Consider the following 13,138-nt stretch of genomic DNA (forward strand, 5'->3'; position numbering starts at 1 on the left):
TGAGCATGAATGCGATACTTGTCATTATCATAGCTTTTGTCCTGCTCGAGTTTGTATTGAGCAGTGTCCTGTCTTACCTCAATGGCCGGTGGATGACGCATCCCATCCCACAGTTGCTGCAAGGATTGTATGATGAGCAGCAGTATGCCAAGCAGCAACATTACATGCGGGCCAATCGGCGTGTGTCGAGCTTGAAGCGTGGTGTTGAGGTTGTCGTCACGCTGGTTTTGCTCGCTGCTGGGGTGTATGGACGCTATGACAACTGGTGCAAGTCATGTTTTGATACAGGCATAGTCGAGTTGCTCGTTTTCTTTTTCGGTTGCCAGTTGTTCATAGAAATTCTGAGCATTCCATTCAGCTACTATTCCACTTTCAACGTCGAGCAGCGATACGGGTTTAACAAGACAACAGCAGCCACTTTTTGGCTCGATTGTGTGAAGGAGTTTCTCATTGAATATGTGATGACGGCCATTGTCATGTGTGGCATTTTTTTGCTCTTTCAGTGGCTTGGCAGCTCGTTTTGGATATGGGCGACTTGCTTTTTGACGGTGTTCATTGTCATTGTAAATTTGTTTTACTCCAGCGTCATTGTGCCGCTTTTCAACAAGCAGACCCCTCTTGAGGCTGGGATCTTGCGCCAAGCCATCGAACAAGCAGCAGCTCGCATGCAGTTCAAGATCAAAAACATATATGTGATAAATGGATCAAAACGCAGCACCAAGGCCAATGCCTATTTCACAGGCTTCGGCCCCAAAAAGCGCATCGTGCTCTACGACACGCTTATAGAGCAACTCAGCACCGACGAGATAGTGGCAGTGCTCGCACACGAGATAGGGCACTACAAGCATCACGACACTCTTATTGGCATGGTGAGAGCCATCGCGATGGTGGCTGCCTACTTGTGGGTCTTCTCGCTGGTGGTGTCGAGCCCCGAGCTGCCAGCGGCTCTGGGCGGGACGGCGCCTTCGTTTGCCCTCTCGATTTTAGCATTTTCAATGTTGCTCACGCCCATCGAGATTGCCTTGAATCCTGTGGCCAACATCTTGTCGCGGCGAGCCGAGTACAAGGCCGATGCTTTTGCCGCTCGCCATGGTTTGGGAGCGGCACTGGTGTCGGGGTTGAAAAAATTGTCGGTCAACACGATGTCCAATCTTACCCCGCATCCGCTTGTGGTGTGGTTCAACTACAGCCACCCCACACTATATCAACGCATATTAGCAATTAACAAGATACAGAAATGAACTATTCAATCATAGCAATAGGCGACGAGCTACTCATAGGGCAGGTCACCGACACCAACTCGGGGTGGATTGCCCGCCACCTCACCCCTTATGGGTGGAACGTGAAAAGTGTGAAAGTAGTGGCCGACGATGCTGCCGAAATCTTTCGCGCTATCGACGAGGCTTTTGAGCAGACCGATGTGATATTGATGACTGGCGGCCTTGGCCCTACCAAGGACGATATCACCAAGCCTGCCCTGTGCAAGTACTTTGGCGGTAGCCTTGTGCACGATGAGGCCACTGCAGCCAATGTGCTTGAGGTGGTAGCCAAACGCCACATCAAGCTTAACGATTATACTCGCGCTCAGGCCATGGTGCCCAGCTCGTGCCGGGTGATACAGAACCAGGTGGGCACAGCTCCTATCATGTGGTTTGAAAAAGGTGACAAAACGCTTGTGTCGATGCCTGGTGTGCCGCACGAGACCGAGACCATGATGCTGCGCGAGGTCATACCCCAGTTGATAAAGAAATACGACAGCGATATCGACATTGAGTACCGCACGTTTATTGTCATCGACATCATCGAGTCGGAACTGGCCATGCGGCTCGACGCCTTCGAACGCAGTCTGCCCACTTATATGCACTTGGCCTATCTTCCACAGCCGGGTATCATTCGCCTCCGACTCTCGGGGGCGTCGGCCAGCGCCGAGCTGGTAAATGCCGACATGGACAAATATAGCCAACAACTGCACGCTTTGCTGGGCGACAACATCATCAGCGACCAAGACCGCAGCCTGCCAGAGATTGTGGGCGACATGCTGCGCAAGCATCATCTCACGGTGTCGACGGCCGAGAGTTGCACGGGCGGCAACATAGCCCATGTAATAACCCAGGTGGCTGGCAGCAGCGATTACTTTCTGGGCGCGGTGGTGTCCTATGCCAACGAGGTGAAAGAAAACGTGCTCGGCGTGTCGTCGCACGACATTGCTGTCAACGGCGTGGTGAGCGAGCCCGTGGTGCGACAAATGGTGGAAGGCGCCTGCCGGGTGATAGGCACCGACTGTGCTGTGTCGACTTCGGGCATCGCTGGCCCTGGAGGAGCTGTGCCAGGTAAACCTGTGGGCACTGTGTGGATGGCCGCTAAGTGCAACGACAGAGTAGTGGCACAGTGCTGCCACCTGCCGGGCGATCGCAACCGAGTGATCAACCGCGCTACAACCGAGGCCCTCAAGATGCTCTACAAGTTGCTGCGCGAGTTGGATTAAAGGGCGTGAGCCGTGTGTGCCGAGGCTGCAAAATTATGGCTCAGGGATCTTGCATAATTGAAAAACAATCATTAACTTTGCACTCGATTTCAAGGCAGGGTACAACGACTTCCCGTTAGTCCTGTTCTGTGACATGATCGTTGAAACTTCGATGCCCGAGATGATGCTTAAACTCGGAACTCAAGCGTAGGACGATATTAAATAGCCCCAATGGCAGCCCACCCACCAGGCGGCTTTCTCACCGCCCACGGAGGTAACGACCGATCAACCAAAGGCAGAGGCTCGCTCATATTAGGCCATAGAGTATTGTGCTACTGCGAGGTAGATGTGACTGACTTGAATATCGATAATCATTTTATTGATAACAAAAACAGAGAATAACAACTATGTCTAAAGTTTGCGAAATCACAGGCAAGAAGGCGATCACTGGCAACAATGTGTCGCACTCTAAGAGAAGAACAAAACGTAAATTCAACGTTAATGTGCAAAACCGCAAATTCTATTGGGTTGAGCAACAACAGTGGATCAAGCTCACAGTATCGGCTGCCGGCTTGCGTCTGATCAATCGTATCGGCCTCGATGCTGCTCTCAAGAAGGCTGCTGCCGATGGCAATTTAAAAGAAATCAAAACTATTGTAAAGTAATCGAATCATGGCAAAGAAAGCAAAAGGCGATAGAGTGCAAGTCATTCTCGAATGCACCGAACAAAAGGCAAGCGGCGTGCCAGGAATGTCACGATACATCACTACCAAAAACCGCAAAAATACAACTGAGCGTCTGGAGTTGAAGAAATACAACCCATATCTCAAGAAATATACTATTCACAAAGAAATCAAATAAAACTTTTGATATATGGCAAAAAAAGTAGTTGCTACCCTTCAAACTGGTGAGGGCCGTACATTCAGCAAAGTGATCAAGATGGTGCGCTCGCCCAAGACTGGCGCTTATGTTTTTGAAGAGCGCATGGTACCTAACGACAAGGTACAGGAAGCTTTGAAATAAGGATAACGAACGATACACAATATTTCACCACAATGATGAAGCCTTGGACTCATGCCCAAGGCTTTAATTTTATATTGTGCAAATAGTAGAAGCGGCATTCGGGTTGACAACGCCCGCTATGCCGCTATGCATTTTGTGAGTGTCGGCGTGTGTTGTTTTGCCTGCTTGTTACGTTGCCTACTCATCTTGAGTCTGGTACAGGCTGTCTTCAAATGCCGACAGTGCGGCTTTGGCTCCTTCGCCCATGGCAATCATGATTTGCTTGAACGGCGTTGTTGTGACATCGCCTGCGGCATACACGCCCTGCATCGATGTGTGGTTGCGGTCGTCGACAACGATCTCCCCGTGTGGTGTCATCTCGATTTTGCCTTTAAACAAATCGCTGTTGGGCTTTAGCCCTATCTGTACAAACACACCGTCGAGTGCCATGTGCTGCTCATTTCCGCTCTTGAGGTCGCGCACGTCGATGCCAGTCAACTTGCTGCCATCGCCGGTGAGCCCTATGGTTTGACAGTGGGTGATGATGTCAACGTTGGGCATGTTCTGCAGTTTTTGCTGCAACACGTCATCGGCTTTAAGCTTGTCGCTAAATTCCACGAGGGTCACGTGCTTGCAAGTGCCGGCCAGGTCGATTGCCGCCTCGGCGCCACTGTTGCCGCCCCCAATCACGGCTACATTTTTCCCTTTATAGAAGGGACCGTCGCAGTGTGGGCAGAAGTGTATGCCGTGGCCTATATACTTGTCCTCGTCGGGCAGGCCCAGACGTCGCCATCCTGCTCCCGTTGCAATGATTACTTTGGGTGCCAGAATGGTCTCGCCGCCACGTGTCTCCACTCGCTTCAATTTTCCTGTGAGGTCGACGTGGGCGACACGTCGGTTGTTAAAAACAGCTATGTTGTATTCAGCAAGATGTGTGGCCAGGTCGGCAGCCAGCTGTGAGCCGGTTGTCTTAGCCACCGAGATTACATTTTCAATGCCGGTGGTATCATTCACCTGGCCGCCTATGCGTTGGGCCACGAGGGCCACATTTTGCCCCTTGCGCGCTGCATAGATGGCTGCGGCCACACCTGCCGGTCCTGCACCGAGCACAATAAGGTCGGCGGCGTGCTGGTTGGCAGTGCCGGGAGCTTGAGAGGCAACTCCCATGTGCTCTTCGATTTCATCCAGCAGTTCACCCAGGGTGCCGCGGCCCACGTGCAGCAAGTCGCCATTGATGTAGACCGAGGGCACTGCCTGGATGTTGAGCTTCTCGATTTCATCCTGGTGTAGGGCGCCGTCGACGGTCTCGTTGCTGATAGCGGGATTGAGCAGCGCCATCACATTGAGAGCCTGCACCACGTCGGGGCAGTTGGTGCATGTGAGCGAGACGTAGGTCTTGAGTTGCATGTCGCCTTGTAGAGCCTTAATGCGCCGGGTGAGTGCGGCATCGGGCAGGTTGCGGCCCTGGCCGTCGCCATTGAGCAGCGCCAGCAGCAACGAGGTGAACTCATGTCCGTTTGGTATGCCGCTGAATGAAATGCCAGTGTCCTTGCCGTTGCGTGCAATCGAGAACTTGAAGTTTCTCCCCTCTCGATATTGCACCGTGATGAGTTTACTGCACGAGGCTACGTCTTCAACAAAATTGCAATAACTTGTCGTTTTCTCGTCGTTAAGGTTGCGCTCTACAACAAAAGTAAAGGTGGTGCTGAGCTTGGCCAGCACCCCTTTTACCTGATTTAGTACTTGTGGTTCGATCATATCTCTTCTTTAGAGTTTTCCCACGAGGTCGATACTTGGTTTGAGGGTCTCATTTCCTTCCTGCCACTTTGCCGGGCACACCTCGCCATTGTGGCTGGCCACATACAAGGCAGCGCGCACTTTGCGCACCAGCTCATCGGCATTGCGGCCGATGCTGTTGTCCTGGATCTCGGCCAGTTTCACAAGTCCTTCGGGATTAACCAGGAATGAGCCCCGGTAGGCTACGCCCTCATCCTCCTTGTAGACGCCGAAGCCTCGAGACAGCACTGCCAGTGGGTCGGCGAGCATGGCATATTGCAGCTTGCCTATGCGGTCGGAAGTGTCGTGCCAGGCTTTGTGCACAAAGTGGCTGTCGGTGCTCACGCTGAACACTTCTACTCCCATGCCCTTCAGTTCGTCATACTTGCTCTGCAGGTCTTCCAGCTCTGTGGGGCACACAAAGGTGAAGTCGGCAGGATAGAAGAAGAACAAGGCCCACTTGCCCTCGATATCTTTGCTGGTCACTGTCTTAAAGTTGCCGTCTTGGAATGCTTGTACGGTGAACTCGGGTGCGTGTTGATTGATAATTGATTCCATATTTTTTTTCTGTTTTAATTTGTTGTTGTTTGATTTTTGTGTTGCAAAGGAAGCTCATCCTCTTCATGACCGCAACAGAGTGCATCTATCGCTCAATTGAAAATATCGATAATTGTGTACACTGTACTGATTTCCATACTGTCACATTTCAATTTATTTTCGGCATTAAGTGTCGTGTGGCTTGTTGCACAGGCATCACTTGCGTTGCGCCTACACCCAAGTTACACGTCTTTTACTACTGAAATCTATGAATGGGAACAGTGATTTACAAATAGTTTTTGTAACTTTGCGCAACGCAACATTTATTATCAGCATCTTCAATGGCAATGATTAAAATTGCAATCGACAAACACCTCATCAACGATATGGAGTTGGTTACCTTTCCAGGTCAAATTCATGTAGTTGATTCTATGCTCACTGTCAATGCCGCGGTCAATGTGCTTCGCCACGCGGCCATTGTGGGCTTCGACACCGAAACACGTCCGTCGTTTAAAAAGGGTGTACATCACAAGCTCGCATTGATTCAGCTCTCTACACCCGATGAATGCTTCTTGTTTAGAGTCAACAAGATAGGCGTTCCTTTGAAATTGGCCGAATATCTTGCCGACCCTGCCTGCAAGAAGGTGGGGCTGTCGACACACGACGACTTCAACGGCTTGAGCCATGTGAGTGACTGCAAGCCTGCTGGTTTTGTCGAGATACAAGACCTCGTGGGCAAGTTTGGCATTGCCGACATCAGCTTGCAAAAGATATATGCCATATTGTTTCAAAAGAAAATAAGCAAGGGCCAGCGCTTGACCAACTGGGAGGCCGATCCTCTCTCGCCTGCCCAACAGCAATATGCCGCTATCGACGCCTGGGCGTGTATCAATATCTACAATTATCTTGAAAGCGGGTGCTACAACCCTGAGCTTTCACCCTATATCGTGAGCGAAGTGACCGAATGCCATGAATAAGCGACTGCGTTTTTCTATTATATTGCCTGTGCTCCTGCTTGCTTTTCTTGCAGTCATGGCTTATGTGGGCCTCGACCTGTTGCGTGCCGGGCACAGCTTGCGCTATTATTCCACCCTTGCCGGTGGGTTGGTTCTCATTGCTTTGATTTACTGGCGCCTGCGCAAGAAGGAGATGGCAGCACGTGCCAAGACCGACGATGAGGCACAATACGGGCCTTATCCCCAGGATATGGGCAAGAAATAGCCTGCGCCTGCTTGTGAAGTTGCTTGTGCGTGTGGCGGTGATGATGACCGCCTATCGCGAAGCCCTCTTGTAGAGTACTATGGCGATGATACTATAGATGATGTTTGGTATCCACATGGCTACGCGTGGCGAGGTGTAGCCGCTCACAGCAAAAGTCTGTGTCACTTGCATGAAAAGAATGTAGGAGAAGCTCAAGGCGAGTCCTATGCCTATGTTGAGCCCTATGCCACCGCGCACCTTTCTCGACGACAGCGACAAACCTATGATGGTGAGGATGAATGCGGCTGCACTCATGGCGTAACGGCGCTCATACTCGATCTCAAATTGCTGGATGTTGGCAGCACCGCGCTTCTTCTGCGAGTCGATATATTTCTTCAACTCGGGCGAGGTGAGCATTTCCTGGTCGTTTTTGGCAATCAAGAAGTCTTTGGGGTCAATATTCAATGTAGTGTCGAGGTTGTTGCCTCGGCGCATGGTCTCGTTCAGCCCATCGAAGTGGCGCATCTCGTAGTCGGTGAGCTTCCAGCGCCCCAGGGTGTCGTAGGTTGCGTCGCTTGCTGTGAGGCGTGATTTGAGCGCGTTGCCCTTGAACTCCTCTACCGATATGCGCGACCCATGCTTGGTGATGTTGTCGTAGCGTGCCATGTGCATCATCACGCCGCGTCGCACTTGCAGCTGAATGTTGTCGCCATAGTCCACGCGCTTGTTTTTTACCCACTGGTTGGTATACTCGATGCGTTTCACGTTGGCTGGCGGAATCACGTAGAGCGAGAGATAGAGCATACCTGCCGTTATCACTGCTGCCGACACTAAGTAGGGTACCGTAAGCCTGCCGAAGCTCACGCCTGCCGAGAGTATGGCAGTAATCTCGCTGCGATCGGCCAGCCGTGATGTGAAAAATATTACTGCAATGAAGACAAACAATGGGGCAAACTGGGCGGCTATGTAGGGCAGGAAGTTCATGAAATACTTAAAAACAGTCTCCTTGAGCGGCGCTGTGAGCATTGCATCGAGCTTCTCATTGATGTCAAACATAATGACAATGGCCATCACGAGAATGATGATAAAGAAGAAGGTGCCCAAAAATTGCTTGATGATGAATGTGTCGAGGTGCTTCACCAGGCGCTTGTGGGGCTTTCTCTCTTTTATGGCTGCAGGCATGGTGACAGGGGCAGGTTGCTTTTCCACATTCCCTTCAGGTTGTAGTGCCTCCTCGGGTTGTGGCGACGCGAGAGAGGGTTGGTCAATGCCGTCCCTTTTGCGATGATGCAATATTTTACTCAGTATTTTCACGTTGCTGCTATAATCTGCGTGTCACGTTTTCTACCATTGTCGTTTTCCACGACTTGAAGTCGCCGGCAATGATGTGCTTGCGGGCCTCGCGCACCAGCCACAGGTAAAATGCCAGGTTGTGGATGCTGGCAATCTGCATGGCCAGTATCTCCTGGGCAATGAAGAGGTGGCGCAGGTAGGCCTTGGAGTAGGCCGTGTCTACAACCGAGGCGCCGTCTTCTTGAATCGGGCTGAAGTCGTAGGCCCATTTCTTGTTGCGCATGTTCATCGTGCCGTGCTGGGTGAACAGCATGCCGTTGCGGCCATTGCGTGTGGGCATCACACAGTCCATCATGTCGACACCGCGGTCGATGGCTTCCAGAATGTTGGCGGGTGTGCCCACGCCCATCAAGTAGCGAGGTTTGTTGTGAGGAAGTATCTCGTTGACCACCTCAATCATGTCGTACATCACCTCGGTGGGCTCGCCCACGGCCAGGCCGCCTATGGCGTTGCCCTCGGCGCCCAGGTCGGCGACAAACTTGGCACTGTCTTGCCGCAGATCTTTGAATGTGCATCCTTGTACAATGGGAAAAAACGCCTGGCGGTGTGCGTAGTGCGGTTCTGTCTCGTTGAAGTGCTTCCATCCTCGCTTAAGCCAGCTCTGGGTGAGGCGCAGCGACTTGCGTGCGTAGTCATATTCTGATTGGCCTGGCGGACACTCGTCGAGAGCCATCATGATGTCGCTGCCTATCGTGCGCTGTATGTCGACCACCTTCTCTGGTGTGAAGAGGTGCTTAGAGCCATCGATGTGGCTTCTGAAGTATACACCCTCGTCCTTGAGCTTGCGATTGGCCGCCAACGAGAACACCTGGAAACCGCCGCTATCGGTCAAGATGGGCTTCTCCCAGCCGTTGAACTTGTGAAGACCGCCTGCATGCTCTATCACGTCCATGCCAGGGCGCAAGTAAAGATGATAGGTGTTGCCCAGTATGATTTGTGCTTTGATATCGTTGCGCAGCTCGCTCATGTGCACCGCTTTTACCGCTCCCACTGTGCCCACCGGCATAAATATGGGAGTCTCGATTTGACCGTGATCGGTAGTGATGAGCCCGGCGCGGGCTTGGGTGTCGTTGTTAGTCGCTATGACCTCGTAGTTCATGTGCTGTGCAGATTTAGCTGCAAAATTACTATAATATTTGAAATACCGCAAAAATTGCCATAAAATTGCTATCTTTGCACAAAATTAAAAAGGCTTTTTTATAATGGGTTTTTTCAACAAGTTCTTCTCCAAAGAGAAAAAAGAGACGCTCGACAACGGCCTCGACAAGACACGCCAAGGCATGTTCAGCAAGCTCAAGCATGCCATAGCCGGCAAGTCAAAGATCGACGACGACGTGCTCGATGAGCTCGAGGAGGTTTTTGTCACCAGCGATGTGGGCGTTGAAACCACATTGAAGATCATCGACCGCATTCAGCAGCGTGTGGCCCGCGACCACTATGTGGGCACCAGCGAGCTCAACGACCTGCTGTGCGACGAAATTACCAAGTTGCTGGCCGACAACAACAATGCCGACATGGAAGATTTCACTGTGCCTGCCGACAAAAAGCCCTATGTGATCATGGTGGTGGGCGTGAACGGCGTGGGCAAGACGACCACGATAGGCAAGCTGGCCTACCAGTTTAAGAAAGCCGGAAACCGTGTGGTGCTGGGTGCTGCCGACACTTTCCGTGCCGCTGCCGACGAGCAGCTCGAGATATGGGGGCAGCGCGTGGGCGTGCCCGTGATACATCACGACCACTATGAAGACGAGGAGAAGAAAGACCCCAACAAGCATCCTGACCCTGCAGCTGTGGCCTACAAGGCCGTGGCCAAGGCTAAAGAGGAAAATGCCGATGTTGTGATTGTGGACACGGCTGGCCGTCTTCACAACAATGTGAACTTGATGAACCAGCTCACCAAGATGAAAAATGTGATGAAGAAGGTGTTGCCCGAGGCACCCCACGAGATATTGCTGGTTATTGACGGCTCGACGGGCCAGAATGCCTTTGAGCAGGCCAAGCAGTTTGTGGCTGCCACCGAGGTCAACGCTCTTGCGGTGACTAAGCTTGACGGCACTGCCAAGGGTGGCGTGGTGATAGGCATAAGCGACCAGTTCCAGATTCCTGTGAAATACATAGGGTTGGGCGAGGGCATCGAAGACTTGCAGATTTTCAGAAAGAACGAGTTTGTGAAATCACTATTTGGAAAGAAAGACTAAGGCACACACACACTCATGCGTAAAAACAAAGTTGATATAATTTCTCTGGGTTGCTCTAAAAATCTGGTCGACTCAGAGCACTTGATACGTCAGTTCCAAGCTTGTGGCTACACGGTAGCCCACAACCCAAAACGGGTTGACGGCGAGATTGCCGTGGTAAACACCTGTGGCTTTATCCGAGATGCGCAAGAGGAATCTATCAATGTGATTCTCAAGCTTGGTCAAGCCAAAAAAGCTGGCAAGTTGAGGAAACTCATTGTCATGGGCTGTCTCTCTGAGCGTTTTCTCGATGAACTCAAGCAGGAATTGCCCGAGGTCGACAAGTTTTACGGCAAGTTCAACTGGAAACAGATGCTCAACGACCTGGGCAAGTCCTATCATGAGGATATTGCCAACGAGCGGTATGTGTCGACTCCCGGCCATTATGCCTACTTGAAGATTGCCGAGGGGTGCAACCGCTTCTGTGCCTTTTGTGCTATCCCCTTGATGACGGGACGTTTCAAGTCGGAGCCTATCGATGACCTGCTGAGCGAGGTGCGCAGTCTCGTGAGTCGTGGCGTGAAGGAGTTCAATGTGATTGCACAAGACTTGTCCTCCTACGGCCTCGACCTGTATGGTAAAATGATGCTACCCGAGCTCGTCGACCGCATGGCCGATATACCTGGTGTGGAATGGATAAGATTGCATTATGCCTACCCCACACAGTTCCCCTACGACTTGTTGCCTGTCATGAGAGCGCACGACAATGTGTGCAACTATCTCGATATTGCCCTGCAGCATGCCAGCGACAAGGTGCTCGATGCCATGCAGCGTCACATCACCAGGGCCGAGCAAGAGGACTTGATTGCTACCTTGCGCCGTGAGGTGCCGGGCATACACTTGCGCACCACCTTGATGGTGGGTTTCCCTGGAGAAGGGGAGCAAGAGTTCCAAGAGCTCATGCAATTCACTCGCAACATGCGCTTTGAACGTATGGGCGCCTTTGCCTACAGCCAGGAGGATGGCACCTTTGCTGCAAAGCACTACGACGACAATGTGCCAGAGCAGGTGAAACAAGAGCGACTCAAGCAACTTATGGACCTGCAGGAAAGCATATCGCAAGAGATACAAAACGAGAAAGTGGGTAAGACGCTGCGCGTGATTGTTGATAGGGAAGACGACGACTACTATGTGGGACGCACCCAGTGGGACTCGCCCGATGTCGACCCCGAGGTGTTGATTTCTAAGCGTGTGCCTCTCACGCCAGGTCAATTCTGCCAAGTAAAAATCAACGAAGCCCTGCCCTTTGAGCTCCTGGGCGAAGCAGTACAATGACAGCAGTATTATGCTGGCTGTGATATAGAAGAAACATCCTCGCGAGCGGTTATCGCTTGCGAGGATGTTTTCTATAAAGGTTGTACTGCCTGTGTGTGTGGAGTGTCAGATCTTGCTGGCCATTGCATCGGCGAGGGCATTGAGGCTGGAGAGGTCGTCGGCACCTACCGATTGCTTGAACTCAACAGGCTCCAAGGTGGTTACCTTGAGTCCGTCGAGGGCGGTCATCATCTTCTTGGTCACGCCAGGTGCCCACGAGTAGCAACCGAAGCATCCAACGATGCGGTTTTGCGCGTTGCTGCCCTTCAAGGCGCGCAGCAAGAGGGCCACGCGAGGATTTATCTCGGCATTGTAGGTCGTGCCACCTATGATGATGCCATTGTATCGTGCCATGTTCATGAGCACATAGGAGATGTCGTTGTTGCTCAGGTTTTGCAGCACCACATTTTTCACGCCTTTTTCGGCCAGGCGGCGAGCTACAAGTTCGGCAGCCTTGGCTGTGTTTCCGTGCATCGAGGCATAGGCCACGACAACACCCTTCTCGGCCTTCCACTCGGCCAGGTCGGCATAGATGCCCACCACGCGTTGCAAGTTGTCGTGCCACACGGGCCCGTGGGTCGATGCAATGTATTGCAGGTTGAGGGCTGCCAGTTTTTTCATTGCATTTTTTACCGATATGCCGTATTTGGCTACAATAGCTGCATAGTAGCGGTACATCTCCATCCAGTACATGCCAGGGTTCAAGTCACTGTCGACAACGGCACCTGCCAGAGCGCCAAAGCATCCGAATGCATCGCCCGAGAACAAAACTCCCTCTTGTGTGAGATAAGTCATCATCGTTTCGGGCCAGTGCAGCATAGGGGTCATGTAGAAGGTGAGTGTCTTGCCCCCCAGGTCGAGCGAGTCGCCGTCTTTCACAATATGCACGCCTTGGTTTATTCCGTAGAACCCGTTGAGCATGTCGGCCGTCTTGGCATTGCCCACGATAGTGACCTCGGGATACTCCTTTTTCAGCAATTCTATGCTGCCAGAGTGATCCTGTTCCATGTGGTTGACTACGATGTAGTCAAGTCGCCGGTCGCCCAGCACAGCCTTGATGTTGGCTTCCAGCTCAAGATAGAAGCCTTCGGCCACTGTATCGATGAGCGCAGTTTTCTCGTTTCCTACGATGAGATATGAGTTGTAGGTGACACCCAGGGGTATCATCCACAGTTCTTCAAATAGCTCGGTGGTGCGGTCGTTGACGCCTACGTAGTGCACGCCTGGAGCAAAGTTGGTGATTGACATAATTGTA

Annotated in this window: 14 protein-coding genes; 9 read left to right on the forward strand and 5 right to left on the reverse strand. The window is 51.9% G+C overall.

Features of this window, described 5'->3' with window-relative positions:
- Positions 1-5: 5 nt before the first annotated feature.
- The 5 genes from GF423_RS13485 (at position 6) to GF423_RS13505 (ending at position 3,487) form a co-directional block, all read left to right on the forward strand.
- Positions 6-1,241, forward strand: coding sequence for a M48 family metallopeptidase (locus tag GF423_RS13485; RefSeq protein WP_154328844.1), 1,236 nt, complete (start codon positions 6-8; stop codon positions 1,239-1,241).
- A complete protein-coding gene (locus GF423_RS13490; RefSeq protein WP_154328845.1) occupies positions 1,238-2,485 on the forward strand; it encodes a CinA family nicotinamide mononucleotide deamidase-related protein in 1,248 nt (415 codons plus the stop codon). Before GF423_RS13485 ends, GF423_RS13490 begins: the two co-directional genes overlap by 4 nt.
- Before the next feature lie 386 nt (positions 2,486-2,871).
- The gene (gene rpmB / locus GF423_RS13495) at positions 2,872-3,129 is read left to right on the forward strand and encodes a 50S ribosomal protein L28 (RefSeq protein ID WP_154328846.1); all 258 of its coding nucleotides are present in this window, start codon (positions 2,872-2,874) and stop codon (positions 3,127-3,129) included.
- Positions 3,130-3,136: 7 nt separating this feature from the next.
- Positions 3,137-3,325, forward strand: a complete 189-nt coding sequence (rpmG, locus tag GF423_RS13500; protein WP_154328847.1) for a 50S ribosomal protein L33 — start codon at positions 3,137-3,139, stop codon at positions 3,323-3,325.
- 12 nt (positions 3,326-3,337) lie between these two features.
- Complete coding sequence (locus GF423_RS13505; RefSeq protein WP_154328848.1) at positions 3,338-3,487, forward strand: DUF4295 domain-containing protein; 150 nt, start codon at positions 3,338-3,340, stop codon at positions 3,485-3,487.
- 177 nt (positions 3,488-3,664) lie between these two features.
- On the opposite strand, the gene ahpF is transcribed toward GF423_RS13505, so the two are convergent.
- On the reverse strand, positions 3,665-5,224 hold the full coding sequence (gene ahpF, locus GF423_RS13510; protein WP_154328849.1) for an alkyl hydroperoxide reductase subunit F: 1,560 nt from the start codon (positions 5,222-5,224) through the stop codon (positions 3,665-3,667).
- Between the two features lie 9 nt (positions 5,225-5,233).
- Positions 5,234-5,800: an alkyl hydroperoxide reductase subunit C gene (gene ahpC / locus GF423_RS13515; protein ID WP_154328850.1), complete on the reverse strand. Its 567-nt coding sequence runs from the start codon at positions 5,798-5,800 to the stop codon at positions 5,234-5,236.
- A 326-nt stretch (positions 5,801-6,126) separates the two neighbouring features.
- Between ahpC and GF423_RS13520 the strand changes: the two genes are divergently transcribed.
- The gene (locus tag GF423_RS13520; RefSeq protein WP_235911779.1) at positions 6,127-6,756 is read left to right on the forward strand and encodes a 3'-5' exonuclease; all 630 of its coding nucleotides are present in this window, start codon (positions 6,127-6,129) and stop codon (positions 6,754-6,756) included.
- A complete protein-coding gene (locus GF423_RS13525; RefSeq protein WP_154328852.1) occupies positions 6,749-7,000 on the forward strand; it encodes a hypothetical protein in 252 nt (83 codons plus the stop codon). Before GF423_RS13520 ends, GF423_RS13525 begins: the two co-directional genes overlap by 8 nt.
- A gap of 51 nt (positions 7,001-7,051) precedes the next feature.
- Here the strand turns inward: GF423_RS13525 and GF423_RS13530 are convergent, their stop codons facing one another.
- Both GF423_RS13530 and tgt read right to left on the reverse strand, forming a co-directional pair.
- The gene (locus GF423_RS13530; RefSeq protein WP_154329073.1) at positions 7,052-8,161 is read right to left on the reverse strand and encodes an LptF/LptG family permease; all 1,110 of its coding nucleotides are present in this window, start codon (positions 8,159-8,161) and stop codon (positions 7,052-7,054) included.
- A 139-nt stretch (positions 8,162-8,300) separates the two neighbouring features.
- Positions 8,301-9,431: a tRNA guanosine(34) transglycosylase Tgt gene (gene tgt, locus GF423_RS13535; protein WP_154328853.1), complete on the reverse strand. Its 1,131-nt coding sequence runs from the start codon at positions 9,429-9,431 to the stop codon at positions 8,301-8,303.
- A gap of 103 nt (positions 9,432-9,534) precedes the next feature.
- On the opposite strand from tgt, the gene ftsY reads away from it, so the two are divergent.
- Together ftsY and rimO are read left to right on the forward strand one after the other, a co-directional pair.
- Positions 9,535-10,530 carry a signal recognition particle-docking protein FtsY gene (ftsY, locus tag GF423_RS13540; protein WP_154328854.1) on the forward strand — a complete coding sequence of 332 codons (996 nt, stop codon included), beginning with the start codon at positions 9,535-9,537 and terminating at the stop codon, positions 10,528-10,530.
- 15 nt (positions 10,531-10,545) lie between these two features.
- Positions 10,546-11,844 carry a 30S ribosomal protein S12 methylthiotransferase RimO gene (gene rimO / locus GF423_RS13545; protein ID WP_154328855.1) on the forward strand — a complete coding sequence of 433 codons (1,299 nt, stop codon included), beginning with the start codon at positions 10,546-10,548 and terminating at the stop codon, positions 11,842-11,844.
- Between the two features lie 105 nt (positions 11,845-11,949).
- On the opposite strand, the gene GF423_RS13550 is transcribed toward rimO, so the two are convergent.
- Positions 11,950-13,131 (reverse strand): FprA family A-type flavoprotein, encoded by a 1,182-nt coding sequence (locus GF423_RS13550; RefSeq protein WP_154328856.1) that lies wholly within the window; start codon positions 13,129-13,131, stop codon positions 11,950-11,952.
- Between the last annotated feature and the right edge of the window lie 7 nt (positions 13,132-13,138).

This window comes from Sodaliphilus pleomorphus, assembly GCF_009676955.1.
Lineage (GTDB): Bacteria > Bacteroidota > Bacteroidia > Bacteroidales > Muribaculaceae > Sodaliphilus > Sodaliphilus pleomorphus.